Here is a 20,693-nt window from a genome sequence, read left to right as displayed (position 1 = left end):
CGCCTACAGGGCCCGGGCGGGGTTGGTTGCCCGGGTGCCACCCCTTGTGGCGGGGAACGCTACGCCTGCGGAATGCGGTCGTCCAGATGCTGCGCGGCGGATTTTCGGGCCGCGAACTCCGCAGGTTGCAGCCGGCAGTCCCGCCACACCGCGAACCAGCGCCGCCACTCCCGCAACTGCGCCCCACGGTCGAACCACGTCCCACCCTCCATCGGCGCTCCGCCACGTCGCGGATGGGGCGGGGCGGCGGGAGGGGTTCCCAGTCGTCGGGGTCGAGGTCGAACAGGGCCTCATCCCAGCCGTCCCACTCGTCGTCAGGGCAGGTCACGGCTGGGCCTCGGTGCTCTGGGCAGCGGCGTTGAACAGGAAGTCCAGACCCGTGAAAATCTGCGGATCAGGGGCCGTGGCAGCGAGTTCGGCGAGGAGAGCCGCTATCGCCTCGTTGAGGGCGGCAGTCGCGGTGATCGACTCTCGGTAGGCCTGGATCTGGGTTACGTCGTCGGCTGACCACCCGTGTCGGGCTGCGACCTCGTCGAGGGCGTCGTTCCAGCCGACGAGCAGGGCGTACAGCCAGGCGTCGCGACGGTCGCTTGCCCAGTCACGCGGGTCTCGGGTAATCGCCTGGTGGGCGGATGCGAGCGCTTTGGCCGTGGCGGTGAGGTGGGCCTCGGCAACCTCGGCGCGGATTTTCTGGGCCTCGGCTAGGCGGTCGACGTAGCCGATGTCTCGTCGGGCCAGGTCGACAGTGTACTCGTAGTCGGAGCGGGCGCTGTTGGCTCGCATCCGGGCGTTGTGCCAGGCGGCGCGGTAGCGGTCGGCGCGGCGGCCTTGCCGACGCCACTTCGCTAGCTCGTCTTCGGCGGCGCGGAGTTGCTGGGCGAGTTGCTGCTGGTAGGCGCTGGTCATGCGGCGCTCCTCAGGGGGTGGACGAGGTGGACGTCGGCGGGGCTGATCTGTTCGGTGAGGATGCCGAGGGCGACGGCGTGGGCGCGGTCGGCGGCACCGAGCTTGCGGTAGATGCGGAAGATGTGGGTGTTGACGGTGTTCCGGGAGACGTAGAGCTCGCGGGCGGCTTGGTCCGTGGTGCGGCCGTTGGCGAGGAGGCGGAGAACCGCGCGTTCGGACCGCGTGAGCGGGGTGCCGGGGAGGGTGGTGACGTTCGTGTCGGTCACGGCTGCGGCTCCTCGGGGGTGGCGGCGGCGATGGCGGCCCAGGCGCTGGCGAGTGCCGCCTCGATCTGGCTGTGCCGGTACTCGGTTTCGGCGATGCGGGTGAGCCGGCGGGTCTCGGCGCTGGGGTGGGCGACGGGCGGTCGGCCGGTGTCGGTGAGGCGGGCGTCGTCGTTGGCGCGGGCAGCACGCGAGTAGCAGGCGTGGGCGGATTCGGCCCACGCAACGGCTTTGGCGAGGGCTTCGGGTCTGGTCACCATGCCCAGTCCTCCTGTTGCGGGTCGTCGAGTTGGGCTATGAGCTGGGCGAATTCGTCGTCGAGGGCGGCCTGCTGGTCCTCGTCGTGGCGCCGCCGGTTGTCGAGGTGGCCGAGGAGTGCTGCCGCGAGGCCGGCGCCGTAGAGGGCGCCGGCCAGGACCAGCCAGGGTGACACGGTCACGCGGGGGGCTCGGGTTCGGTGTCCGGCCCGAACAGCGTGGTGTGCAGGGAGACGATGCGGCGGGCGTCGAGCAGGCGGTCGATGTCGGGGTGGTCGGGGCCGCGCTTGCTGATGTCTTCGAGGTTGGCGTCGATGGTGTCGAGGTCGTTGGCGTTGTACGTAGAGCCGTGGGCGCCATCGACGACGAAGCGGCCGTTGCTGACGCGCAGGTGGTTGGTCACTGCTGGCCGCCGTCCTGTCCGAGCACCGCGCGGGCCACCGCGAGAGCGGGTTCGTCGTCGGGGACGTCCTGACCGGCGAGCGCCTCGGCGGCCTGGTCGAGCATGCGGGCCACGGCGAGCCCGGTGGCGGGGTGCATCAGGGCGATGTACGGCAGGTCAACCGACTCGTCGTGGTCGTCGCAGCTTCGGTCCGCAACGATGACGCCCGACGCGGCGTAGAGCATCCCTGCGCCCTCGTTGGGTTCGCGGCTGACCGTCCAGGGTGCGGGGCTGACGTGTTCGGCGTTGAGTGCGGCTTCGCGCAGCACCTGGGCTGCGGCGGTGAGCAGGTCGGCGGGCTGGTCGGTCACGCGGGGCTCCTGGGTGGGTGGTTGGGGCCTGCCGCCCACCCGGCGGCAGGCCGGGGCAGGTCAGGCTTTGGGCGCGGGAGTGGGCATGTCGGCGTCGATGTCGTACGAGATGACGACGGCCTCGTCAGTGACGGTGATGGTCAGCGCATCGTCGGCCAGGGCGTGGTCGTCGGCGGTGCCGGTGTGGTTGCGGCGGTAGTGGCGTTCGGCGGCGTTCAGGGCCTGGTAGAGCGCGGCGTGGTTGGCGGGGGTGGGCAGGACGTGTTCGATGCGACGGACGGTGGACTCGCGTCGGGTCCAGGTGGCCATGGCGATCTCCTCGGGTGCGGCAGGCCGGGGCGGGTCAGCGGGATTCGGCCTCGGCTCCGGTCTCGGGTCGGCAGATGTCGTCGCAGCCGGGGCACGGCCAGTCGACGCAGTGCTGTTCGGCGGCGTGCCAGGCTCCGTGGCACTTGCAGGCGCTGGTGTCTCCGGCGTCGGGCGAGTCGGCGTAGGGGTCGGTGTCGGTCACTGTGGTCTCCAGGGTCGGGCCGCCCGCGGGTTGCGGGCGGCGTCGGGCGGCAGGGGTCAGGCGGCGGGCTGGCGGCCGGTGCCGGTGCGGCGGTATCGGGCGTCGGCGGCGGCGTTGGCGCGCCGGCAGGGTTCGCAGTCCTCGCCGGCGGCGCGGTGTCGGAGGTAGGCGGCGCGGGAGGGGCAGGGCTTCAGCTGGCGGGGCTGCTTGGGGCCGGGGTTGAGCCAGTTGGAGACGGTGCTCTTGGCGACGCCGACCCGGGCGGCGATCTCCTCGATCGGCACGTCGTCCTGGTGCATCAGGTGGGCGGTGATCCGCTGTTCGGCGGGGGTGAGGGTGGGGAGGGGCCTCGAGTTGTTGATGACGCGCTCGATGGCGATGAGGTCGAGGTCGTCGTCGGTGGTGGTCTCGGTGGTGCTGACGTACCGGTAGGCCGTGGGTTCCATGGCGGGCTCACTCGCCTTCGGGGTCGACGAGCTGCAGGCCGAGGGCCTCGCGGTGCTCGGGGTCGAGGATGAGGGCGACGGGCTGTCCGTCGTCGGTGAGGCAGCAGACGATGGTGTCGTCGCCGGTGTGGCCGGGGTGGATGACGGTGCGGTCCCAGAGGATGACGAGCGGGTCGGTGTCGGGCTCGCTGCTCGGCTGGGCGGCGGTGATCTCGGCGCGGAGGCGCTCGCATTCCTCGACGGCGGCGCGGTGGGCGGCGGCGTTGGTACGGGCGACGGCGGTGATGGTGTCCAACTCGGCGCTGAGCCGGTCGAGGGCGGGCTGCACCACGGCGAGCACCCAGGCGGTGATGGAGTCGGCCCACTCGCCGATTCGTTCGCGGCCGGGCTCGTCGTGGAGTTCGGCGTCCTGGAGGCCGATGAGCATGGCGGGCCGGATCGCGGAGTCGATGCGGTCGCGGAGGCTGGGGGTTTCGGTCACCGGGCACCGCCGGCGGTACGGTCGGTGGTGTAGTCGGCGGTGTCCTGAATGCCCTGCACGCGGGCGGCCTGCTGCGCGACCTGAAGGGCGAGTTCGGCGATGCGGCGGGCGTCGCCGGGGGCCGGGTTTCCGGCGGCCGTGGCGCCGACGGTGGCGGCGTAGCGGCGGGTCTCCTCGGCGAGGCGGTCCGCGTCGCGGTGGAGCGTGGTGATTTCCAGCGCGATCTGGCGCCGGGTGAACTCGGCGGTGTCCATGGCGTGTCTCCGTGGTGGGTGTGGGGGGCGGCCGGTGGGTGCCGGCCGCCCGGGGGTGTGGCGGCCCGTGGCGTCCCGTTCGGGCGCGGGGTGGGCTGGTGGTCCAGTGCGGGGCTGCGGGGCCGTCAGGCGGCCGTCTGCGGGCCGCTGGGGGCGGGCTACGGGTTGAGGAGCTCACGCACCTCGTCGAGGGCCTGCTCGGGCGTCTCAGCGGTGGCGATGAGGTTGCGGGCGTCGCGGGTCACGTCGAGCCAGAAGTCGCGGTCCTTCGCGAGCCGCTCGTTCTCGGCCCGGAGCCCGCCCTGCCGGGCGAGGGCGCGGTCACGCAGGTCGGTCATCCCGGCCAGCTCGGCCTCCAGTTCCCGGACCCTGGCGAGCAGGGCGGCCAGGTCGCCGAGGGCGGTCGCGGTGGACTCGGCGTCCCACGGCGCGGGGGCGGCCGTGGTGATGCGTCGCTGGATGGCGTCGAGGTCGAGGGGCTGGGTTCTCATCGGGTGGTCTCCTCGGTGGCGGTGGCGCGGGTGATTTGCAAGTACTCGTCGTTGATCTGCAGAAGCTTCTTCCGGAGGCCTCTCCCGGTACTGCAGCGGCCAGCGAGGACGGTCTGCTGCTCAAAACAGAGTCCGCACTTGGGGTCGTGCGCTTGGATCTCGGCGATCGTTCGATCCCACGCTGCCTGGAGCTCGTCGATCCGGTTGGTGGTCATCGCGGCGTCCGGGCGTTGAGGCGGGCCTCGTCACGAGCCTCGGGCAGGGACAGATTGGCGGTGGCGCTGATGGTGCCGTTGGTGAGGACCCAACCGTGGCTGAAGTGACCGCCGTCGCCGCCGGTGTTGAACGTCCATCCGATGTGCCGCCGGCTGCCGCCGGGCTCGTCGGCGTGGACAGCACGGAGGTCGGTGGCGTTCAGGTGGGTGTGCTGGGCGTGGCGTGCTGCATCGCGTGCGGTGCGAATGCGGCTCATCGGGCTCTCCTCAGGCGGTGGGTGGTCAGAGCTGTGAGGGGTGCGGGGTGACCTGGTCGGAGCAGACGCAGGTGTGGACGGTGCCGGAGCAGGCCTGGCAGTAGTCCCGGTCATCGAACTCCGCGACCTCGGCCGGCTCGACGACGAAGGTGTCGCCAGGCAAGCGGATGATCGTGTCGCCGAAGCGGGCGACGGTGCGGGGCATGCCGTTGTGGGCCCAGATGGTGAGGCCGTCGATTTCGACGCTGAGGTCGTGGGGGCCTGCGGGGATGCGTGACCTGTAGTGCGGCTTGGACGGATCGATGAGCTCCATCAGCTCGACGAGGTTGTTCCGGGTGAGGGTCCAGGTGGGTCGGGGCTCGGTCATCGGGTTTCCTCGGTGTTGGCGCGGGTGATCCAGGCGGCGATGGGGGCGACGGTGGCCCACTCCCACGTGGCGAGCCAGGTGATGATCTGCTCGTCGTAGGCGCCGAGGTGGACACCGGCAGTAGCGAGGGCGGCGCGGAGGGCTGCCTGGGTGTCGGCGGCCGGGCGGTAGCCGGTGGGGGCCTCGTGGAGCGGGCCGGCGGGGATCGGGAAGTCGCTCACGTTGGTGGTCACGGCGGTCTCCTCAGGCGGGGTTGGCGAGTTCAAGCAGCACATCGGCGTGGCAGATCTGACCAAGCGCGCACCGGCAGACGAGGTCGCGACCGGCGAGCTCGGCGCGGGCATCGGCGACGGTGAGATGCGGGGTCCCGCGCTGCCAGAGGCTGACCTCGCCAGTCGGGGCGGTGAGGGCCTGCCGGTACAGGTCGACGCACTCGGCGCGGGTCATGTACCGCACGTGGTGGCTGGTGATCCGGCCGTCGGCGTGCTTGTACGGGTGGTGGTAGTCCGGGGCGCTGATGCGGGTCTCCAGCTCCCAGGCGGACCCGTCGAGGGCGGGGACACGGGCGAGGGCCTGGCGGGTGCGCCAGCGCCAGGGGTTGGCCCAGCGGCTGCCGGGGCCGACGTAGACGGCTCCCTCGGGGGCACGCCAGCCGCGAACGGCGGGGCGGTACAGGCGGATCGGCATGGTGGTCTCCTCAGGCGGCGGGTCGGGTGGTGAGCCAGGTGTCGAGGCGGCTGGGGTGGCTGCCGGCGGCGGCGGAAGGGCCGTCAAGCCGCCGCGCGACGAGCCGCAGAGCGTCGACGGCGATCCGCTCGATACGCCTCCGCACACGCCCCGCACGCCGCCTCCCCCCGATAGCGGTGAGAGTCAGCGCCGCCGGGTGTTCCATGCTTGATGGGGCGCAGCCGGGTATGCGGTCGGGTCCGCAACTGACGGCCGTACTCGCGGTTCGCGGTGGTGCAGTCCTCGCACGGCTTTTCGTCGTGGTCGAGGTGCCGGTGGTAGGCGGCCTGTGTCCCGCAGGGCTTCAACTCGCGGGGGAGGTTCAGGCCGCACGCGGCGAGTAGGAGCTTGACCTCGGCGTCGGACGGATTCGGGTTCACGATGCAGCTCCTCGGCGGTGGCAGATGGGGTGGTGGCACGGCTCGCCGGTGATGGTGTCGAACCCTCGGCAGGCGGTCAGGGCGGCATAGGTGCGGTCCCGAACGGCGCGCTCCTCGGGATTCAGCTGGCTGTCGCGGGCGATCGCCGCCTCGGCCGTCCATGCTGCGCCGGATCCGGTGCACAGGACTCCGCGCGCAGTGGCGTGCATACGGATGTAGCCGGCGCGCCACCCCTCGGTAGTGACATGCGTGGAGCGCGCACAGGAACCCGGGCACTGGACGAGAAGCCCGAACTGCGTCATGCGGGGAAGCGAAAGCTCGATCGGAGTGAACACCGGGGTCTCCTGAGTGGCATGGTGGGCGGGGCAGAGCACTACGCCGCGAGGGTGAGGCGGGCGAACTGCTCGGCGGCTTTGTTGGTCTTCGGTCGCCGGATCAGGCGGGAATGACCCATGCACGGCGGTAGTCGTAGATGCCGAGGGCCGTGGCGATGCGAGTCTCCGCGCTGTGGCGCTTGTGACGGGCCCAGCGCCACTCGTCGGAGCCGAACTCGGCGGCGAGGGTGGCGTGGTGCCATTCGTCGCGAAGGTCGAGGTCGGACTGGATGTCGTGGTCCCAGCCGCCGGTGGGCCCGGGGGTGCAGACGTGAACGATGCCGAAGGCGAGGATCTGGGCGGGGGTCACGGGGTGGGCCTTCCTGAGAGCTGCGTGTGGTCTGGCGGCGAACAGCTCGGCGGTCGGTGGGTCACAGCCGTCGAGCGGGGAGCGACAGTCAGGCGGTTGTGGCCCCGTACGTCCTTGCGTGGCCCGTACCGGCGCAGTTCTTGCAGGTCGGCCCGTCGAGGGACCGGCGGTCGCCGTAGCTGTGGGCCCAGAGGTTGCGGCCTGTGCCGTGGCAGCGGTCGCAATGGCGGTACATGGGCTCGGGATGGTCGACGGCACGGTGGAGCCGGTCGACGCGCACGGTCGGCTCGAAGCCGGGGAAGTACCGCAGTTGCCGGCCGTCAGGGGAGACCAGGCAGCCACTCAGCTGGTACAGGCCGGCCTTGCCGGGCCACCAAGGAATCAGGGTGGCCGTGACCTGTTGGCCGACAGTAAGGGTGAAGGGGTTGCCGTTGGCGGTCGTCACGGTGAGCGGGCGCGTGATGGTGATGAGCTGGGAGGTGCTGGTCGGGTCGGCGGCCTGCATGGTCTAGGCGGCCTCCGTGAACGAGGCCTGCGAGATCAGGCCGGCGGTGGCCTTGTAGCTGAACAGGCCCTCGATGAGCGCCGGGTCGTTGGCCGCGTAGACGAACGGGTGGATCCACCGGCCGGTCGTCCGGTGTCGAACCCAAGCCCTGGGCGCGTCCTGGCCGTTGTGGGCGGCGCGGTAGGCCTTGGCGACGTGCCGGCCGTACCACGAGGCCTGGCCGTCGGGGAGCTGGATGCCGAGGCGGTCGAGCATGTCGCCGGTTCGGATCGCGCCGCGCAGGTCGCCGTCGAGGATCGCGTACGCCGTGTCGATGGCGATCTGGGCGGCGTTGCGGATCGCGGTGATCGTGCGGTGGATGAGCTTGCGAGCCTTGGCGGTCATCTTGGTGCTCCCGACTGCGGGTTGGGCTGCTTCGTGCCGCCCTGATGACTCAAGTATGAGCCCAACGCGTTGGCCATGCAAGAGGCCAACATGTTTGCCTTCAAGATTCTTTTCGAGCCCAACGCGATGGCCTTCCCGATGACCACCAGCCGTGAGACCATGACACACATGACCAGCTACGAACCCGACCCCACGGCCGCCAAGACCTTCGCCAGTTACAAGCGCGCCTACGAAGCCGAGCAAGACCTCAAGCCCAAAATGCGGGAAGCCGCCGAAACCGCCATCCGCGCCGGCGCAAGCAACCAAGAACTCGCCAAGCTCACCGGCCTTACCTCCGAGTACTTCCGCAAGCTCGCCGCCTCCATCGGAGTCGACAACCGCCGCCGCGCACCCACCGTCGGCCGCGAAGTCGAAGCCGCGCGCAAGGCCGCCGAAGCCACCAGCTGACCCGCCACGCCCCGCAAGCCGCCGGCCCGCTACGCCGAGCGGCCCCTCGTGCTGCCCGCTCCCGGTCACCGCTCCGCCCCAGGGAAACGCCACACCGGAATCCCCGCCGCCTCCGCACGCCGCACACAATCCGCCGTACCGCGGCTGCCCGGCAGCAGGAACGCCAGGCAGTACCGCGCCCCGGCGTCGACCATCGCCTGATTCCTGCGCGGGCCAGCCGCAGGGCAGAACTCCGTCCCGTCCCGACGCCTCCGCCGATGCCCAGGCGCGCACTCCGGCCCGCAGTTGTCCCAATCGGCCGCAAACGGGTCGCACAAGATGCCAGCCCGGTCGGCCCACGCCTTCGCGAGCCTGTCAGCGCCACTCTCGCAAGCCCCATGGACAATCACGACCGGCCGAAACGTCTTGAACGCCACCCCGAGCGCCCACTCCAGCTGCGCCCGATCCGTCCAGGCCCGCGACCCCGTCACCAGAATCCGAGAGACCTCGATCACGGACGCACCCCCACAGCACCGCAGTGCACACACGAAAACCCCACCGGCGGAGACCCGAAACACGTCCCACACCCCAGCGACGTCTCGCCGCGACCTGCCGCCAGCAGAGCCAGTTCCTGCGCCCAGTCCAACCAGATCAGCAGGCTCAGCAGCAGATTCGAATCCGGCGCCCCACCGCGCCCCATCCGCGTAAACGCACCCGACGTCGTCCCCAGCGCCGCGGCCAACCGCCGACGCGACCAACCGAGCTCCACCCGACGCGCATCCACCAACTCCAGCAACCGCCCCGTGTCCAGCCGGTACGCAGTCACGACAGCGCCCCCGCATCCACGAGGCGCGCCACATGCAGCGTCCGCGGCATCGCCAGGCCCACCACCGGCCGACACCACGTGCCCGCCGCCGCGCCGCACCGCCGACACTCCACACCCATCGCCGGGTGATGCACCATCAGCAGGTCCCTCGCGTGGTCGTCCCGCGCCCGCTCCGCCTCGTCGATCTGCCGGCGCAGCTGCGCCCCGGCGCCCGCCAGGCAGGCCTTCAGGTGCTCGACCCCGCGGCGCAACTCCGCCGCTTCGACCGGCGTCAGACGGCGGCGCTCGGCAGCGTCAACAAGCTGCGCCAGGCGACCCGCAGTCGGCGGGGGAGTGCTCGTGCGGGCGGGTTCTTCAAGGAGCACGGTGGCTCTGTTCGCCATGATGGCCTCAAATCGGGGAGAGAAGGGGGCGTGTGCGGCCTGCTGGGGTTGGGTTGGGGTGATCGGGCGGGGCCGTGTTTGCGAAGCCTTGAAGGGTGCCCGGGGGGATTCGATGGCCGATTCGGCTCCAAGGAGGGCGCCAACGACGCCACGTCATGACGCTCAGCCAGACACCGTGACAGTCACGACGTCCCGTCACGCCGCAGGCAGCGCAGCACCCCGACGGACGGGGTGAACACCGTCGTAAAGCCGGCCGTCCGGCCACACGCACGGCAGCCCCACTGAGGCCCCGCAGATGGAACACGGCCGGGCGGCAATGGCCGCCGCGTCGACCCGGCCGGGGTGCGGGGCGGCCCGCCGGAACCAGGTGCCGGGAGCATCGCCGCGGGCGGCACGGCGGCGCTTGCACGGCTTCTGAGCCTCGGCATGACACCAGGTACACGGGACCGCAAGGGCATCGTCGCCACCGCGCGCACGGGCTTCTACGCGTGCCCGCCGTCCGGGCAGAGCCTCGGCGAGGGCTTCACGGACGTGGCCGGGGATGCGGCCCACGCCGGCCAGGGCATCGGCGACGGTCGGGTGCGGCCCGCCTTTGAGCTGCAGGATGGGTTCGACTTCGATGCGGCCGTCAGCGATGGCGGCGATCTGCTGGCGGCGACGTTGGACGAACTCGGCTCCGGTCTCACGGCCGACGGGCAGAGGGTAGGTGAACGCTCCGTCGGGGATGCGTTCGTCGCGGATCTGGCGGCGGATCTGGCGGACGTGGTGGGGCTGAATCCAGCGATTGCCGTCGAGGCGGCCGTCTTGGGTGGGCTCGGTGTAGTACCTGGCGACTGCTGCGAACGCGTCGGGGTCGGCGGGTACGTCGTGCAGGGCGGCGGCCCATGCGTGGTTGGCGGCTTTGGAGGGGCGCCTGTTGTCGAAAGCAGCAGCGGTGAGGAGGAGTTTGCCGGCTTCGAAGGGGTCCATCAGCGGTTCCTTTCCGCTTCCATTTCGGCGAGGACGGCGTAGTGCTCCGCGATGCGGGCGTCGGTTCCGGTGTGCTGGGGGCCGCTTGTGCCGGTGGGGGCGAGGGCGGTGCCGCGGCCGCGCTGGGCTTGGAGGCGCAGGGTGTCGTACTGCTTGCGGAGTTTGGGCATCGAAAGGACGTTGCTGCACCAGAACGGGTCGCCTTGGGACCAGCGAATGGCGCCGAGGACGTCTTCGAGGGGGACGCCGTCGCGGTCGATCATGCGGCGGCATTCGTCGCGCCACTGCTGGGTGATCGTGGGGCGGCGGCTGCCGTTGGCCTCGATCAGGTCGGCCAGCAGGGTGCAGGCCTGTTCGACGTCGATGCGGATGGGGGTGAGAGTCGTGCCGCGCGGCTTGTCCGCGGCGGCGGCACCGGCCCCGTTGAGTGGGTCTTCATGCGGTTCGCCGGTTGGCGACACGTCCCTGTTCCCTTCCCTTCCTTTCCATTCCTTTCCCTTCCTTTCCGGCAATGAGGACTCACTGAGCTGTGCGTGAGTGCTCCCGGAGCCCTCATTTCCGCAGGTGGGATGGGGTGGAGGGGGCTGGATTTCGCAGTCCGCGGGGTCGGGCAGCTCAGAGGGGGTCGGACGGTTGATCCGCTGGTGCTCATGCCAGTTGCTGACGGCCATGAACCGCTTGCGATTGAGGATGTAGCGAACGATCAGTGAGGACTCACTGAGTGCCCTGAGATCGCTCTCGATGTCGGCCGCAGACCGATCGTCGAGGGGCCAGACAGCCGCCTTGATGAGCCGGGGGTCGTCGACACAACGCCCGTCATCGTCGACGTGTGTCCACAGCCCGATGAACGTCAGCCGCTGCTCCGCGGTGAGATCCGCAATCGTCAGCGAGGTGAAGAAGGTGGGCTTGATCGTGCGAATCCTGGCCATCAGACCCGGGCCCCCTTTCGGCTGTTGCAGGGGCGGCACAGTGTCCGCAGGTTCTCGTCACGATCGGATCCGGCTAGGGATCGTGGATGGATGTGATCGAGGGTCAAGTCATCGGTAGCGCCGCAAGTCACACAGCGATGCCCGTCACGGCCATAGATCCGTTCGCGCTGGCCTTCGGCGTACTGCGGCACTCTCTCGATGCTGAACGTGCCGGCCGGGACGATTCGGTAGTCGCCCATCTCCGTGGGCTCCCACAGGCCGGCCGCCACCAGCGACCGAGCCATGCGTGGTGTGCCGTACATGCGCGCGACGGCCTTCGGAACGATTCCGGCACTTGTCTGCTGGGCCGCCCATGACCCGCAGCGGACGTACAGGCCGATCGCAGGGGTGCCTGCCGCCAGGACTTTGGGGTGGCAGTGGAACCCGTCGTCGATCTTGAACCATGGCATGGAGCTGGCTTCTTTCCGATGGTCAGTTCAGGCGCGTGGAAACGCTGTGTAGGGCGCGCCAGGGATCAGGCGGGGGAGTCAGGAGCACCGTGAAGGCGGCGGGATTCGTGCCAGAGGTCTTTGAGGATCTCCTTCATGACGAGGCGCATCGCACGGGCGTGTTGGTGTCCGGCGGAGATTGCCGTGCCTACGCGGGCAGGATTGCCGGATGGCCCGCACTGGCGGCACTCGACCTCATGGACTGCCTCGGCGTACTTGGCGCGGCCGGCGTCGTACACGGCTCGGTAGGGACTGCGGGTCTGCTTGATGCAGGACTCGGCCACCAGATAGGCGCGCATCTTCGCTGCTGTGGACCAGTTGGCGCGCTGCCCGCGGGTGCGAGTGGGGGCGACCCCGGCGGGAGTGCTATGGATGCCGCTACGGCTATGGTCGGGGTCGCCCTGCTTGCCCCCGCCGCCAGCGAGCTTCTCATGGGTGCCGTGCAACACATGGCCGGCGGCGGGGAGAACGTGGAGGCCGCAGTACGCCCACAACTCGGAGACAAGACGCGGCCTGTCGTGCAGCGTATTCCAGTACGGGTCGCCAATGGCGGCAATGAGCCGGGCGCCCTGCTTCTCGCCGACACCGACGGTGGCCTTTACCCACGGCCCAAGCGGGTGCTTACGCACGGCTCGCTGGAGACTCAGCGAGGCCTGGTGCTCCAACTTGCCCAGGGCGTCGACAAGGTCGGCAACGACCGCGACCTGGGGCACGTCCGTGGTGAGTCCGAAGCCTCGGAGTTCTCCGTCGGCGTCTTCCGCGTCTCGGGTAAGTTGCCGAAGCCGGTTCTCGTTGGCGATGCGGGTACGTTCGAGGTCGTCGAGGACGTCAGCGAGCAGCGCGAGGAGAGGACCGTTGTTGGTGGTCCAGGGGTCGGGCGCCAGCACCGGCGCGTCATCTAGGGGTGACGCGGCTCGTTTGGCCGGTGCTGGCGGGTTGTGCTCCCCGACGGCGGGACCTGTATAGGTGCCGCATGCGCCCAGGCTGTCGGGGAAGTTGGCGGTCTCATCAAAAACGCTGGGAAGTTGGGTTCCGTCGGCGCCCTGGCCGCTGACGATGCCTGCTGCGGATTCTACGAGTGTCATGCCGCCGCACCCCCAACGCCGCGCAGAACTGACTCCGGCAGGTCTCGGACCCGCCGTACGCCGTGTGCGCGGACCAGTTCGGCCAGCGCCTCGTACTCTGCGGCTTTCGCGTTCGTTCGCCGCGCCTGCTCGCGCCGGGACTGGGCGGCGAACATCAGCTCAGTGACGCCGCAGTCCCCGACCCGTTTCCACTCGCGCGGGTCGGCGCTGGTGTGGATGACTTCTTGCATCCACGCGTGAGCGGCGGCGCGTATTGCGGCGACCTTGGCCGAGCGGGCCGGCCGTGGCTTGGCTGGCACGGGCTGCGCTGCCATTGCCGTGACGGCCTGCACCGGACGCAGCGGCGCGGTGGGCGTCGACGGGAGGTGGGGGAAGGTGCCGTGGTTGCGGGTGTGCCGGTACTCCTCGCGGACGAGGGCAGGCAGGCACTCGGCGAGGGCGGTACGCAGGTCTTCGTTGTTGATGCGGCGCAGGACCTCGACTGCGATGAGGTGAGGGTCGAGCATGGTGCTGGTGGCGCGGACCTCGCGGACGAGTTGGCGGAGGTTGAACTCGTCGGCCATTGCTGCTCCTTGGGTTGTGCTGGGGTGAGGGTGGCGACCTTCAGCCGGAGATCAGAACGGGTGGCTCTGGTCCTAGTTGTTGCTCTGGGGTGCCCCCCACCCGCCCTGCGTCTGCGTCTGGGGCGAGCTGGCCCACGGGTCGTAGTTGCGAGTCTGCCGTTGCTGGCCACCGCTCTGCTGCGCCTGGGATTTGGTCTTCTCGACGCGGGCGGTGGCGTGGGTGAGGTCGGGGCCAATCGAGTCGAGCTTGACTGCGATCTTCGAGCGCTTGTTGCCGTCCTTGTCCTGCCAGTTCTCCTGCACGGCCCGGCCGACCGCGACGACGGCCATGCCCTTGGCGAGCGTGGACGCGCAGTTCTCGGCGAGAGCCCGAAAGGCGGTGCAGTCCCACCAGGTAACGTCGGCATCTGACCAGTTGCCCTGGTCGTCCTTGGTGCGGCGGGAGGTGACGACGGACAGCCGGGCGACGGGGGTGCCGGACGGGCTGAACCGCAGTTCAGGATCGGCTCCGAGCCGGCCGGTGAGGGTGATGATCGCGCTCATTCGGGTCCTTGTCGGTGAGGGCCTGCTCGGCGCAGACCTTGTGGGAGGGGCGGCGATCCTCGTCGCGAAGATGCGTGAGGTCGCCGCAGTACCTGCACGGCTTGGCCTGGGCGGCCCAATGGGGGCGGTCACCCCAGGCCAGGGCGGTCATGCTGCGGGCGTGAAGCGCCGGGTCTTGCTGAGGAGGTAGCGCTCACGGGGGGTGCGGCCGCCGCAGATCCCGTGCCGGCTCTTGGTGTCCTTCTGGCCCTCCCTGTCAAGGGCGTCCTGCAGGCAGGCGGCGGCGACGGGGCAGCGCCCGCAGACCTTGCGAGCCTCCTCGACCTGGTCCCTGCCCTCGGGGCTGGTGTAGGAGACGGGGTAGAAGAGGTCGCCGTCGATTTCCTCGTCGCAGCAGGCGCCGAGGGCTCCCCACCTCATCGGACCGCCCCCGTGCCGCGGATCCCGTCGGGCCAAACGGCCCGGGTCAGCGCGGCCCTGTTCGCGGCCGGCATGACGGCGATCGGGTGGTCGAGGTAGTCCCGACCCGCGGCCATCAGCACGACGGCATCGGCCTGGTTGTCGTCCCCGCCGGTCGCCCAGGCGGGCCATCGGCGGGCGACTGCGTCCACGACGGCGGACTTGGTGGCTGCGCCTTTGCCGGTGGCGTAGAGCATGCGCTGGCGCGGGTCCATGAGGGCCACGGGGATCTCGGAGTCCGTGAGGTACTCGTAGAGCCGCCACCACAGCCATCCGCGTTCGTGGCTTCCTCCGCCCGTGCGGGACAGGGCCGGGGTTTCCATCACGACGAGGTCGGGGCGTCCGAGGTTCAGCAGGACGGCGGCGGAGACCTTGCGCATCGCGGTGATGCGCTCGTGGTGGGGGAGCTTGGTGATGGGGTTCTTCTTGTCGGTGTGGCCGATGGTCTCGCACCAGCCGAGAGAGGAGGCGATGCCGGTGGCAGTGAGGCTGGTGTCGAGGCCGACGACGGTGGGGCCGTGGGTGAGGGTGCCTCCCGGGGGCGGGAGGAGGGCGGTGTCAGTCACGGGTGCTCCAGGCGGTGAGGGCGTACGTGATGAGGGCGAGGGCGGTGCCGGCCAGGAAGGCCAGGGCGAGCGCGTATCGGGTGAGCACGGGTCGTTTCTGGGTGAGGTGGTGGTACGCCTGGACGGTGCTGACGCCGGTGTGGGTGCACCAGAGGATGGCCAGGCAGCAGGCGGGGTTCACGCGGCGATCTGGGCAGCCGGTGCGGCCGACGTCCGGTAGTGGTTTTCGTTGGCGTCCTGGAGGGCGTGGAGTCGGTCTTCGAGGGCGATCTGCCGTTCGGCGAAGTCCCGGCGGGCGTAACGCAGTTCACGGCTCAGGCGCTGGTTCTCGGCCCGGTAGCGGGCGCAGGCCCGCAGCGCGCGGCCGAGACGCTCGGCGTGGCCGATGGCGGCGTCGGCCCAGTCCTCTGCCCGGAAAATCAGCGTCGCGTTCTCGATCCGCGCCGCGGTCAGTTCCTTCTCGGCGGCGATGATGTCGTCGGCGAACCGCTCGGACCGGTCGAAGCTCACGGTGGCCTCGTTGCGGGTGGCGCCGAGCGCCAGGTTGAGCTGCCGTACCCGGCTCTCCAGCCAGGCGATGCGCTCGTCCTTCTCGGCTATGCGGCGTCTGGATCTACCAAGCATGGCGTTCCCCTTCGAGGATGTCGCTGGACTTGAGAAGGCCGAGGGCGCAGGCGCGCCCGACGGCGTGAGTGGCGTTCACGGCCTTGAGCGCGAGGAGGACGGCTCGCAGGTGCAGCCGCACATCGCGGACGCCGATCTCCAACTGGGCGGCGATCTGGCCGGGCTGTTCTCCTCGGGCGTGTCCGAGGAGAACAGCAGACTGGAGCGGGGTGAGCAGATCCTTGTCGCGTCCGCGATGTTTCCTGCTCACGACGCCACCGCCATCGGCAAAGGGCGCAGCGGCCACGACCCGTCCACGACCGCCTCGAGGTTCCGCTTTTCGCCGGCTTTGTCGGAGCGGAGCCACGACTGCAGCGACGCGGCGTCCCGAGCTGCCCAGCCGACCTGTCGCCGGTGCAACTCGTCGATGTCGCACGCGAGGTCGTCGAACCGGTCGTACGGGCCGCGCCGGTTCCTCAACTCCGCTACCCAGTGCGGCCGCTCGGCGGCAGGCTTGTGGGCGATGACGCCCATGACCCACGCGACCTGCGCCGCCTTGTGGGCGTCGTACTCGGCGCCGTGGGCCTGCTCCTCGTCCCACGCCAGCACGTTGTCTTGCCCGTACGTTTCCACGGTCGTGCGCAGCTGATACGGGCCCTGCGTCGCGGCGACGCGGCGACGGTACGGGGCGGCGTGCCGGTCGAGCGTCATCGTGTCGATGACTCGGGTCAGCGGGCCGGTGATCTCCTCCAGTCCGGCGCCGTGGTGACGGCGCATTTCCCGGTCGAGGAGTGTGAGGTCGTAGCTGCCGATGTTGTGGCCGACGAGCGGGATGCCGACGCCAGCGGCTTCGGCAACGGCCTGCGCGATCTCGGTGACGGCCCGGTCGGCGGGCATGCCGTGCTCGGCGAGGTACTCGTCGGTGAGCCCGTGGACGGCGATCGCGTCGGGTTCCTGGGCGACTCCGGGGTTGACCAGCCAGGTGCGGTGCTCGGTCGGCATGCCGCCGCCGAGGTGGATGAGCGCACACGACACGATGCGGGCGGTGTCTGGGGTCTTGTCGCTGGCCTCGAAGTCGAGGGCGGCCATGCGGTTGAGGTGCCAGGGCTTGTGCATTCCGTTGCTCCTTTCGGAGTCGGGGATGATGGGTGGTGCGGGACCGCGCCCGATTTGGGCGGGCGCGATCCCGCATCGTTCAGTGGCCTCGAAGATGTGCCAGGAACCGGCGGAGTTCCTCGGTACTGGCGGAGCCGGGCATCGTGCCGCCGGAGAACTCGGCGAATCGCTCCTCCGTCTGGTCCATGGACCAGCCGCGCGTGCCGGCCGCTGAGAGGACCTGCTGCCAGATCTCCATCGGGTCGTTCTCGTTGACGATCTCGGGCTCGATGACCTCGGCCCTGGCTTCCTCAATTGCCCGGAGCTGCTTGAGGTAGCCCTCGGGCGCGCCCTCCCGGGCGGCCTCCTCGATCAGCGCGGCCACCGCATCGGTGCTGGCTGCCTGCTGCGCGAGCGTGAGGAAGTCCTTCGACGGGCCAGCCGCCTTCGCGGAGGTGGTCTTCGGGCCGCTCTCGATAGCCGTCCGCTGCGTGGCGCCGCCGGCCTCAACCTCGATCTTCGGCACCTCCCCGGCCAAGGCCTGCCGGGCCGTCATGCCGCGCACCTCAACCACGATCACCGGGAAGTTCTTCGTCTCCCCGTTCGCGACCCGGCGCCGCGGCTCGATGCGCAGCGACACCGGCACCAGCGCCTTGCCGCCAGTCGCCGACAGCAGCATGTCGATCTGCCCGGCGATTTCGTTCGCTGCGTAGTAGCCGTGGGTCTCCATCCGCCACACGCCCAAGTCGGGCAGGTCCGGGAGCATCACGTTGAGCCGGGTCGTCGGAGCGCACACCGTCCCCTTCTTCCGCTCGAACCAGGCCTCGCCGTGCTGCGCCAGGCACAGACACGGCCTGTCGGAAAGCTGCTCCGTCACGCCGTCGCAGCGACGCGCGCAGCCACCCTTCGACCAGAGCTCGTTCGCCTGCGACAGCGGGTCGCCGGGGGGCAGGATGGCGTCGATGGACGTCGCCTTGGTGATGACCCGCCACTGCGCCGGTCCGCCGCCGAGCGGCTGCCACTTCTCGACCTTCCCGCCCCACAGACCTGCGGCGGCCTCCAGGTAGTGCGGGGCGTGCGAGGTGACGATCCACGTGTCGGACTTGATCGGCCTCGTGCCGTTATTCCAGCCGGAGCGAAGCCGGCCGAGTTCGCGGGCTTGCCGTTGCATGGTGAGGATTCGTCCGGCCATCAGGCGGCTGCCTTCGTCGTGTCGAGGGTGGGGAGCTGCAGTGCTGAACCGATGACGGTCTTCGAGAGGCCTGACGTCCAGTCGGCAACCTTCTTCACCTGCAGAAAGGCATCGAAGACCGCGTCGCCGCACTCCAGCGGAATGACCCGGTAACCCTCGGGCCGCAGGTGCAGGACGATCCCCGTCGAGTGCACAGCTGGCATCGGGATCTGCTCTCCGCTGCGCAGCCAGCAGACCTGCGCCCGCCGGTACGCGGCCATCTGTAGGGCGGCCTTGGGGTAAACGCCCTTCTTGTCGAGCTCCCCGCCGGTCTTGGTGTCGCCCTTGAAGAGCGTTTCGGAGGGGACTCCTAGGAGGCGGGCGATGAGGCGGCTGTAGAAGAGGAAGTCGAGGGTGCCGGCGTACCCCTCGTCCGGGTTCGCGACGACCATCTCCGACGCCTCGAACACGATCTCCCAGTCACGGACGAACGCCTGGAAGTGCCGCAGGTACGCCGCGAGCTCCGGGTCGTTCACGATGTCCATGGGCATCGGTGTGCCGAGGATGGTCGACTCGATGACTCGGTGCACGGCACCGCCGACATCGGCCCTCTCGTCCTTCATGCGGACGTGCCCCTTGCGCAGCCAGTCGTAGGACTCCTCGCGCTCTTCGCTGGTGCGCGAGTTGGCGAGTAGTCGAGGCAGGCTGTCGATGGCTAGCCGCGCGGTGTGGTTGGCGGACCAGAACATGAGCGCCGGGTTTGGCTCGCCTTGGTCGAGGATCGTGGTGACCCGGCGGAGCTTGTCGCCGGTGACCGGGTTGCGGTACCAGCCCTGCGACGGCCTGGGGATACGGTCCGGGCCTGTGAGTGCGACCGCCGGCTTCTTCCGCCGCCCGGCGGCCGGGGCCTGAGCCCCGGCCGGCACAGTGATCGTCACGCCGCCCCCTCGCGCTGCTGCGGAACGTGACTCCCCATCGCGGCCAGCAGCCGCGCCGCGAGATCCTCGGCAGCACCGCACGACAGCAGCATCGTCGCGCCACCCAGCCGGTCCAGCAGAGCCTGAACCCGCTCGTCACGCTCCAGCTCCGGAGCCACGTACAGGTCCGCCAACTCCTGACCGACACCCTCCGGGTCCCCGGAGGCCTCGGAGGCGAGCGACACCAGCAACGCGGACACCAACCGCGTCACATCAAGCTCCACGCCCAACTCCCGGCGCCGCACCCACACCGGGAACGCGGCGTTGATCCGGGCCCCCGCCCGGGCCAGCAGGCCCTCACGGTCGAGCAAAGCCGTGACGGTGCGGGCCAGCGGGACGCCGTAGTTCTGAGCCAGCAGACGAGCCGCCCGCCGGGCCCCCGGGTTCGAGAAGTCGGCCATCACGCCCGCCCCTTCGTCTTCGTGTCGTGCTGGTGAATGGGCTGGCTGCAACCGCACGGGCAGGTCAGTTCCCCGCGCAGGGCCGCTACCACCCAACAGGCGGCTTCCTGTACCGACTTGCCGTGCCAGGCCACGGTCTTGACGACGGCGTCGGCAGAGCCGTCAAGAGCCTCGGTCACTACCCCTGCCGGCACCTCGGACGGCGTGGACAAGGCCCAGTACCGGCCGTGTTCGTTCCGCCCGGGCGACACCCACAGCAGCTCGCCGTCCACGACGATCTCGGTCTCGGTGCTGACCGTCCGCAGGTCCGTCACGGTGCTCACGACGCCACCGCCAGTCGAGCCGGGGCCGGCGAGGCCACGCGGATCTGGACCCGCGCGTCCCGCCATACCGTGTCGAGGTACCGGACCTCCATCGGCTCGTCCTTCCGGGCGAACGGCAACGGTTCCTCCACCACGCCGCCCAGCACCTGCTGGTACGCGTCGGCGACGGCCTCGCCGTCTTCCGCCTGGACGTAGCAGGACAGCAGTCCCAGGGTGCTCACCTGCCACTCGACGGAGCCGAGGTCGGCAAGTTCGGGGTGCTCGGTCTGGATCGCTAGCAGGGCCATCGTCTGGCCGAGCAAGGTTGTGTGGTTCCTGATGCGGGTAGGCTGTGTGGTCACGGCCTTCCTCCTCTTTGCTGTGTTGTGGGTGGGGCCGTAGGGCTGGGGTGGTCTAGCCACCACCCGCAGCCCGGCCTTAGGCCGCAGCTACCGCTATGCGGCAGCAGGCAGCGAGATGGTGGGGGTCGACGCAGTGCGAGGAGATTCCTTCGCGGCCCTCGCCCGCTGCTTCACGATCAAGTCCCGTATCGCATCGACGGTTCCGAGTTCGTGGCCCGGGAACCAGGCGGCCAGGGCCGCCTCTTCGGGTGTCAGCGCGTCTCGTTCGACCCGTGCGGCGGCCAGGATCTGTCCGGCCGCAGCGATGGCCTGCTCGCGGGTTCGGTTCATGCGGCAGCCTCGCCGAGGCCGACAACGACGAGGAGATCCTCGACAGTCATCTGATAGGCCTTCGCCAGGAAGAACACCGTGGCGAGATCCGGCCCATTTTCGTGTCGTGTGACGCGGCTGAGGACGGACGGGTCGATGCCGGCGTGGCGACTGATGGTTGCGAGGCGGAGCTGCCCGTTGCTGCGGACGTGTCGGGCCTGAGTCGCAGCGGTCTTGAGAGCCGCAGTGTTGAAGCGGAGCTTTGCAGGCATGGGGATTCACCTCCCTGTTTGCGCAGGACAGTGTGGGTGCGGACACACATTCCGTGTGCTCGCACATCAACCATACGCCCAAAC

43 protein-coding genes are annotated in these 20,693 nt (G+C 70.1%); 1 reads left to right on the top strand and 42 read right to left on the bottom strand.

Annotated elements, in window-relative coordinates:
• Window positions 1-324: 324 nt before the first annotated feature.
• The 21 genes from AB0Q99_RS02570 to AB0Q99_RS02470 form a co-directional block, all read right to left on the bottom strand.
• A complete protein-coding gene (locus tag AB0Q99_RS02570) occupies window positions 325-906 on the bottom strand; it encodes a hypothetical protein (protein ID WP_363567667.1) in 582 nt (193 codons plus the stop codon).
• Window positions 903-1,172, bottom strand: coding sequence for a helix-turn-helix transcriptional regulator (locus AB0Q99_RS02565; protein ID WP_363567665.1), 270 nt, complete (start codon window positions 1,170-1,172; stop codon window positions 903-905). The genes AB0Q99_RS02570 and AB0Q99_RS02565 overlap by 4 nt, the downstream gene beginning before the upstream one ends.
• A complete protein-coding gene (locus tag AB0Q99_RS02560) occupies window positions 1,169-1,429 on the bottom strand; it encodes a hypothetical protein (protein ID WP_363567663.1) in 261 nt (86 codons plus the stop codon). Before AB0Q99_RS02560 ends, AB0Q99_RS02565 begins: the two co-directional genes overlap by 4 nt.
• The gene (locus AB0Q99_RS02555) at window positions 1,423-1,608 is read right to left on the bottom strand and encodes a hypothetical protein (RefSeq protein ID WP_363567661.1); all 186 of its coding nucleotides are present in this window, start codon (window positions 1,606-1,608) and stop codon (window positions 1,423-1,425) included. Before AB0Q99_RS02555 ends, AB0Q99_RS02560 begins: the two co-directional genes overlap by 7 nt.
• Complete coding sequence (locus AB0Q99_RS02550; RefSeq protein ID WP_363567659.1) at window positions 1,605-1,829, bottom strand: hypothetical protein; 225 nt, start codon at window positions 1,827-1,829, stop codon at window positions 1,605-1,607. The genes AB0Q99_RS02555 and AB0Q99_RS02550 overlap by 4 nt, the downstream gene beginning before the upstream one ends.
• Complete coding sequence (locus AB0Q99_RS02545) at window positions 1,826-2,179, bottom strand: hypothetical protein (RefSeq protein WP_363567657.1); 354 nt, start codon at window positions 2,177-2,179, stop codon at window positions 1,826-1,828. Before AB0Q99_RS02545 ends, AB0Q99_RS02550 begins: the two co-directional genes overlap by 4 nt.
• A 60-nt stretch (window positions 2,180-2,239) precedes the next feature.
• The gene (locus AB0Q99_RS02540) at window positions 2,240-2,488 is read right to left on the bottom strand and encodes a hypothetical protein (RefSeq protein ID WP_363567655.1); all 249 of its coding nucleotides are present in this window, start codon (window positions 2,486-2,488) and stop codon (window positions 2,240-2,242) included.
• Between the two features lie 34 nt (window positions 2,489-2,522).
• Window positions 2,523-2,690: a hypothetical protein gene (locus tag AB0Q99_RS02535; protein WP_363567654.1), complete on the bottom strand. Its 168-nt coding sequence runs from the start codon at window positions 2,688-2,690 to the stop codon at window positions 2,523-2,525.
• 56 nt (window positions 2,691-2,746) lie between these two features.
• A complete protein-coding gene (locus AB0Q99_RS02530) occupies window positions 2,747-3,136 on the bottom strand; it encodes a hypothetical protein (protein WP_363567652.1) in 390 nt (129 codons plus the stop codon).
• A 7-nt stretch (window positions 3,137-3,143) separates the two neighbouring features.
• The gene (locus AB0Q99_RS02525; protein ID WP_363567651.1) at window positions 3,144-3,617 is read right to left on the bottom strand and encodes a hypothetical protein; all 474 of its coding nucleotides are present in this window, start codon (window positions 3,615-3,617) and stop codon (window positions 3,144-3,146) included.
• Window positions 3,614-3,871 carry a hypothetical protein gene (locus AB0Q99_RS02520; protein ID WP_363567649.1) on the bottom strand — a complete coding sequence of 86 codons (258 nt, stop codon included), beginning with the start codon at window positions 3,869-3,871 and terminating at the stop codon, window positions 3,614-3,616. The genes AB0Q99_RS02525 and AB0Q99_RS02520 overlap by 4 nt, the downstream gene beginning before the upstream one ends.
• A gap of 158 nt (window positions 3,872-4,029) precedes the next feature.
• On the bottom strand, window positions 4,030-4,362 hold the full coding sequence (locus AB0Q99_RS02515) for a hypothetical protein (RefSeq protein ID WP_363567647.1): 333 nt from the start codon (window positions 4,360-4,362) through the stop codon (window positions 4,030-4,032).
• On the bottom strand, window positions 4,359-4,577 hold the full coding sequence (locus tag AB0Q99_RS02510; RefSeq protein WP_363567646.1) for a hypothetical protein: 219 nt from the start codon (window positions 4,575-4,577) through the stop codon (window positions 4,359-4,361). Before AB0Q99_RS02510 ends, AB0Q99_RS02515 begins: the two co-directional genes overlap by 4 nt.
• Window positions 4,574-4,834 carry a hypothetical protein gene (locus AB0Q99_RS02505; protein ID WP_363567644.1) on the bottom strand — a complete coding sequence of 87 codons (261 nt, stop codon included), beginning with the start codon at window positions 4,832-4,834 and terminating at the stop codon, window positions 4,574-4,576. Before AB0Q99_RS02505 ends, AB0Q99_RS02510 begins: the two co-directional genes overlap by 4 nt.
• A gap of 25 nt (window positions 4,835-4,859) precedes the next feature.
• Complete coding sequence (locus AB0Q99_RS02500) at window positions 4,860-5,201, bottom strand: hypothetical protein (RefSeq protein WP_363567642.1); 342 nt, start codon at window positions 5,199-5,201, stop codon at window positions 4,860-4,862.
• On the bottom strand, window positions 5,198-5,434 hold the full coding sequence (locus AB0Q99_RS02495) for a hypothetical protein (RefSeq protein WP_363567640.1): 237 nt from the start codon (window positions 5,432-5,434) through the stop codon (window positions 5,198-5,200). Before AB0Q99_RS02495 ends, AB0Q99_RS02500 begins: the two co-directional genes overlap by 4 nt.
• A gap of 10 nt (window positions 5,435-5,444) precedes the next feature.
• Window positions 5,445-5,888: a DUF4326 domain-containing protein gene (locus AB0Q99_RS02490; RefSeq protein WP_363567638.1), complete on the bottom strand. Its 444-nt coding sequence runs from the start codon at window positions 5,886-5,888 to the stop codon at window positions 5,445-5,447.
• Between the two features lie 415 nt (window positions 5,889-6,303).
• Window positions 6,304-6,642: a hypothetical protein gene (locus tag AB0Q99_RS02485; RefSeq protein WP_363567637.1), complete on the bottom strand. Its 339-nt coding sequence runs from the start codon at window positions 6,640-6,642 to the stop codon at window positions 6,304-6,306.
• Window positions 6,643-6,742: 100 nt separating this feature from the next.
• The gene (locus tag AB0Q99_RS02480; RefSeq protein WP_363567635.1) at window positions 6,743-6,991 is read right to left on the bottom strand and encodes a hypothetical protein; all 249 of its coding nucleotides are present in this window, start codon (window positions 6,989-6,991) and stop codon (window positions 6,743-6,745) included.
• A gap of 88 nt (window positions 6,992-7,079) precedes the next feature.
• Entirely contained in the window at window positions 7,080-7,496 is a 417-nt protein-coding gene (locus AB0Q99_RS02475; protein WP_363567633.1) for a hypothetical protein, read from the bottom strand.
• Window positions 7,497-7,499: 3 nt separating this feature from the next.
• On the bottom strand, window positions 7,500-7,880 hold the full coding sequence (locus AB0Q99_RS02470) for a hypothetical protein (protein ID WP_363567631.1): 381 nt from the start codon (window positions 7,878-7,880) through the stop codon (window positions 7,500-7,502).
• Window positions 7,881-7,970: 90 nt separating this feature from the next.
• On the opposite strand from AB0Q99_RS02470, the gene AB0Q99_RS02465 reads away from it, so the two are divergent.
• On the top strand, window positions 7,971-8,327 hold the full coding sequence (locus AB0Q99_RS02465; protein WP_363567629.1) for a hypothetical protein: 357 nt from the start codon (window positions 7,971-7,973) through the stop codon (window positions 8,325-8,327).
• A gap of 65 nt (window positions 8,328-8,392) precedes the next feature.
• On the opposite strand, the gene AB0Q99_RS02460 is transcribed toward AB0Q99_RS02465, so the two are convergent.
• The 21 genes from AB0Q99_RS02460 to AB0Q99_RS02360 form a co-directional block, all read right to left on the bottom strand.
• Window positions 8,393-9,148 carry a DUF2493 domain-containing protein gene (locus AB0Q99_RS02460; protein WP_363568199.1) on the bottom strand — a complete coding sequence of 252 codons (756 nt, stop codon included), beginning with the start codon at window positions 9,146-9,148 and terminating at the stop codon, window positions 8,393-8,395.
• Window positions 9,129-9,515 (bottom strand): hypothetical protein, encoded by a 387-nt coding sequence (locus tag AB0Q99_RS02455; RefSeq protein WP_363567627.1) that lies wholly within the window; start codon window positions 9,513-9,515, stop codon window positions 9,129-9,131. The genes AB0Q99_RS02460 and AB0Q99_RS02455 overlap by 20 nt, the downstream gene beginning before the upstream one ends.
• 195 nt (window positions 9,516-9,710) lie before the next feature.
• Window positions 9,711-10,484: a hypothetical protein gene (locus AB0Q99_RS02450; RefSeq protein WP_363567625.1), complete on the bottom strand. Its 774-nt coding sequence runs from the start codon at window positions 10,482-10,484 to the stop codon at window positions 9,711-9,713.
• Entirely contained in the window at window positions 10,484-11,413 is a 930-nt protein-coding gene (locus AB0Q99_RS02445; RefSeq protein WP_363567624.1) for a hypothetical protein, read from the bottom strand. Before AB0Q99_RS02445 ends, AB0Q99_RS02450 begins: the two co-directional genes overlap by 1 nt.
• Complete coding sequence (locus tag AB0Q99_RS02440; RefSeq protein ID WP_363567622.1) at window positions 11,413-11,862, bottom strand: HNH endonuclease; 450 nt, start codon at window positions 11,860-11,862, stop codon at window positions 11,413-11,415. Before AB0Q99_RS02440 ends, AB0Q99_RS02445 begins: the two co-directional genes overlap by 1 nt.
• A 65-nt stretch (window positions 11,863-11,927) precedes the next feature.
• Window positions 11,928-12,986, bottom strand: a complete 1,059-nt coding sequence (locus AB0Q99_RS02435; RefSeq protein ID WP_363567620.1) for a hypothetical protein — start codon at window positions 12,984-12,986, stop codon at window positions 11,928-11,930.
• Window positions 12,983-13,549, bottom strand: a complete 567-nt coding sequence (locus AB0Q99_RS02430) for a hypothetical protein (protein WP_363567618.1) — start codon at window positions 13,547-13,549, stop codon at window positions 12,983-12,985. Before AB0Q99_RS02430 ends, AB0Q99_RS02435 begins: the two co-directional genes overlap by 4 nt.
• A 72-nt stretch (window positions 13,550-13,621) precedes the next feature.
• Window positions 13,622-14,092, bottom strand: a complete 471-nt coding sequence (gene ssb, locus AB0Q99_RS02425; protein ID WP_363567616.1) for a single-stranded DNA-binding protein — start codon at window positions 14,090-14,092, stop codon at window positions 13,622-13,624.
• A gap of 147 nt (window positions 14,093-14,239) precedes the next feature.
• Window positions 14,240-14,512, bottom strand: coding sequence for a WhiB family transcriptional regulator (locus AB0Q99_RS02420; protein WP_363567614.1), 273 nt, complete (start codon window positions 14,510-14,512; stop codon window positions 14,240-14,242).
• Window positions 14,509-15,117 (bottom strand): hypothetical protein, encoded by a 609-nt coding sequence (locus AB0Q99_RS02415; RefSeq protein ID WP_363567612.1) that lies wholly within the window; start codon window positions 15,115-15,117, stop codon window positions 14,509-14,511. The genes AB0Q99_RS02420 and AB0Q99_RS02415 overlap by 4 nt, the downstream gene beginning before the upstream one ends.
• Complete coding sequence (locus AB0Q99_RS02410) at window positions 15,110-15,298, bottom strand: hypothetical protein (RefSeq protein WP_363567611.1); 189 nt, start codon at window positions 15,296-15,298, stop codon at window positions 15,110-15,112. The genes AB0Q99_RS02415 and AB0Q99_RS02410 overlap by 8 nt, the downstream gene beginning before the upstream one ends.
• A complete protein-coding gene (locus AB0Q99_RS02405) occupies window positions 15,295-15,741 on the bottom strand; it encodes a hypothetical protein (protein WP_363567609.1) in 447 nt (148 codons plus the stop codon). Before AB0Q99_RS02405 ends, AB0Q99_RS02410 begins: the two co-directional genes overlap by 4 nt.
• A complete protein-coding gene (locus AB0Q99_RS02400; RefSeq protein WP_363567608.1) occupies window positions 15,731-15,991 on the bottom strand; it encodes a LuxR C-terminal-related transcriptional regulator in 261 nt (86 codons plus the stop codon). Before AB0Q99_RS02400 ends, AB0Q99_RS02405 begins: the two co-directional genes overlap by 11 nt.
• Window positions 15,988-16,836, bottom strand: coding sequence for an exonuclease domain-containing protein (locus tag AB0Q99_RS02395; RefSeq protein WP_363567606.1), 849 nt, complete (start codon window positions 16,834-16,836; stop codon window positions 15,988-15,990). The genes AB0Q99_RS02400 and AB0Q99_RS02395 overlap by 4 nt, the downstream gene beginning before the upstream one ends.
• Before the next feature lie 79 nt (window positions 16,837-16,915).
• A complete protein-coding gene (locus AB0Q99_RS02390; RefSeq protein ID WP_363567604.1) occupies window positions 16,916-18,007 on the bottom strand; it encodes a hypothetical protein in 1,092 nt (363 codons plus the stop codon).
• Window positions 18,007-18,924: a hypothetical protein gene (locus AB0Q99_RS02385; RefSeq protein WP_363567602.1), complete on the bottom strand. Its 918-nt coding sequence runs from the start codon at window positions 18,922-18,924 to the stop codon at window positions 18,007-18,009. Before AB0Q99_RS02385 ends, AB0Q99_RS02390 begins: the two co-directional genes overlap by 1 nt.
• A complete protein-coding gene (locus AB0Q99_RS02380) occupies window positions 18,921-19,364 on the bottom strand; it encodes a hypothetical protein (protein WP_363567600.1) in 444 nt (147 codons plus the stop codon). Before AB0Q99_RS02380 ends, AB0Q99_RS02385 begins: the two co-directional genes overlap by 4 nt.
• Window positions 19,364-19,687: a hypothetical protein gene (locus AB0Q99_RS02375; RefSeq protein WP_363567598.1), complete on the bottom strand. Its 324-nt coding sequence runs from the start codon at window positions 19,685-19,687 to the stop codon at window positions 19,364-19,366. The genes AB0Q99_RS02380 and AB0Q99_RS02375 overlap by 1 nt, the downstream gene beginning before the upstream one ends.
• Entirely contained in the window at window positions 19,684-20,028 is a 345-nt protein-coding gene (locus tag AB0Q99_RS02370) for a hypothetical protein (protein WP_363567596.1), read from the bottom strand. The genes AB0Q99_RS02375 and AB0Q99_RS02370 overlap by 4 nt, the downstream gene beginning before the upstream one ends.
• A gap of 93 nt (window positions 20,029-20,121) precedes the next feature.
• Window positions 20,122-20,358 (bottom strand): hypothetical protein, encoded by a 237-nt coding sequence (locus AB0Q99_RS02365; RefSeq protein WP_363567594.1) that lies wholly within the window; start codon window positions 20,356-20,358, stop codon window positions 20,122-20,124.
• Window positions 20,355-20,609: a helix-turn-helix transcriptional regulator gene (locus AB0Q99_RS02360; RefSeq protein WP_363567593.1), complete on the bottom strand. Its 255-nt coding sequence runs from the start codon at window positions 20,607-20,609 to the stop codon at window positions 20,355-20,357. The genes AB0Q99_RS02365 and AB0Q99_RS02360 overlap by 4 nt, the downstream gene beginning before the upstream one ends.
• Window positions 20,610-20,693: the final 84 nt, after the last annotated feature.

Origin of the sequence: Kitasatospora sp. NPDC086791 (assembly GCF_040685975.1) — a bacterium.
Classification (GTDB): domain Bacteria; phylum Actinomycetota; class Actinomycetes; order Streptomycetales; family Streptomycetaceae; genus Kitasatospora.
This window is presented reverse-complemented; position numbering and strand designations above follow the sequence as displayed.

Excerpts from the sequence above, each read along its gene's own strand:
- AB0Q99_RS02570 (WP_363567667.1), bottom strand. The coding sequence starts at position 906 with ATGACCAGCGCCTACCAGCAGCAACTCGCCCAGCAACTCCGCGCCGCC.
- AB0Q99_RS02560 (WP_363567663.1), bottom strand. The coding sequence starts at position 1,429 with ATGGTGACCAGACCCGAAGCCCTCGCCAAAGCCGTTGCGTGGGCCGAA.
- AB0Q99_RS02540 (WP_363567655.1), bottom strand. The coding sequence starts at position 2,488 with ATGGCCACCTGGACCCGACGCGAGTCCACCGTCCGTCGCATCGAACAC.
- AB0Q99_RS02530 (WP_363567652.1), bottom strand. The coding sequence starts at position 3,136 with ATGGAACCCACGGCCTACCGGTACGTCAGCACCACCGAGACCACCACC.
- AB0Q99_RS02520 (WP_363567649.1), bottom strand. The coding sequence starts at position 3,871 with ATGGACACCGCCGAGTTCACCCGGCGCCAGATCGCGCTGGAAATCACC.
- AB0Q99_RS02515 (WP_363567647.1), bottom strand. The coding sequence starts at position 4,362 with ATGAGAACCCAGCCCCTCGACCTCGACGCCATCCAGCGACGCATCACC.
- AB0Q99_RS02510 (WP_363567646.1), bottom strand. The coding sequence starts at position 4,577 with ATGACCACCAACCGGATCGACGAGCTCCAGGCAGCGTGGGATCGAACG.
- AB0Q99_RS02505 (WP_363567644.1), bottom strand. The coding sequence starts at position 4,834 with ATGAGCCGCATTCGCACCGCACGCGATGCAGCACGCCACGCCCAGCAC.
- AB0Q99_RS02500 (WP_363567642.1), bottom strand. The coding sequence starts at position 5,201 with ATGACCGAGCCCCGACCCACCTGGACCCTCACCCGGAACAACCTCGTC.
- AB0Q99_RS02490 (WP_363567638.1), bottom strand. The coding sequence starts at position 5,888 with ATGCCGATCCGCCTGTACCGCCCCGCCGTTCGCGGCTGGCGTGCCCCC.
- AB0Q99_RS02475 (WP_363567633.1), bottom strand. The coding sequence starts at position 7,496 with ATGCAGGCCGCCGACCCGACCAGCACCTCCCAGCTCATCACCATCACG.
- AB0Q99_RS02470 (WP_363567631.1), bottom strand. The coding sequence starts at position 7,880 with ATGACCGCCAAGGCTCGCAAGCTCATCCACCGCACGATCACCGCGATC.
- AB0Q99_RS02465 (WP_363567629.1), top strand. The coding sequence starts at position 7,971 with ATGTTTGCCTTCAAGATTCTTTTCGAGCCCAACGCGATGGCCTTCCCG.
- AB0Q99_RS02460 (WP_363568199.1), bottom strand. The coding sequence starts at position 9,148 with ATGCGGGGGCGCTGTCGTGACTGCGTACCGGCTGGACACGGGGCGGTT.
- AB0Q99_RS02455 (WP_363567627.1), bottom strand. The coding sequence starts at position 9,515 with ATGGCGAACAGAGCCACCGTGCTCCTTGAAGAACCCGCCCGCACGAGC.
- AB0Q99_RS02450 (WP_363567625.1), bottom strand. The coding sequence starts at position 10,484 with ATGGACCCCTTCGAAGCCGGCAAACTCCTCCTCACCGCTGCTGCTTTC.
- AB0Q99_RS02445 (WP_363567624.1), bottom strand. The coding sequence starts at position 11,413 with ATGGCCAGGATTCGCACGATCAAGCCCACCTTCTTCACCTCGCTGACG.
- AB0Q99_RS02440 (WP_363567622.1), bottom strand. The coding sequence starts at position 11,862 with ATGCCATGGTTCAAGATCGACGACGGGTTCCACTGCCACCCCAAAGTC.
- AB0Q99_RS02435 (WP_363567620.1), bottom strand. The coding sequence starts at position 12,986 with ATGACACTCGTAGAATCCGCAGCAGGCATCGTCAGCGGCCAGGGCGCC.
- AB0Q99_RS02430 (WP_363567618.1), bottom strand. The coding sequence starts at position 13,549 with ATGGCCGACGAGTTCAACCTCCGCCAACTCGTCCGCGAGGTCCGCGCC.
- ssb (WP_363567616.1), bottom strand. The coding sequence starts at position 14,092 with ATGAGCGCGATCATCACCCTCACCGGCCGGCTCGGAGCCGATCCTGAA.
- AB0Q99_RS02420 (WP_363567614.1), bottom strand. The coding sequence starts at position 14,512 with ATGAGGTGGGGAGCCCTCGGCGCCTGCTGCGACGAGGAAATCGACGGC.
- AB0Q99_RS02405 (WP_363567609.1), bottom strand. The coding sequence starts at position 15,741 with ATGCTTGGTAGATCCAGACGCCGCATAGCCGAGAAGGACGAGCGCATC.
- AB0Q99_RS02395 (WP_363567606.1), bottom strand. The coding sequence starts at position 16,836 with ATGCACAAGCCCTGGCACCTCAACCGCATGGCCGCCCTCGACTTCGAG.
- AB0Q99_RS02390 (WP_363567604.1), bottom strand. The coding sequence starts at position 18,007 with ATGGCCGGACGAATCCTCACCATGCAACGGCAAGCCCGCGAACTCGGC.
- AB0Q99_RS02380 (WP_363567600.1), bottom strand. The coding sequence starts at position 19,364 with ATGGCCGACTTCTCGAACCCGGGGGCCCGGCGGGCGGCTCGTCTGCTG.
- AB0Q99_RS02365 (WP_363567594.1), bottom strand. The coding sequence starts at position 20,358 with ATGAACCGAACCCGCGAGCAGGCCATCGCTGCGGCCGGACAGATCCTG.
- AB0Q99_RS02360 (WP_363567593.1), bottom strand. The coding sequence starts at position 20,609 with ATGCCTGCAAAGCTCCGCTTCAACACTGCGGCTCTCAAGACCGCTGCG.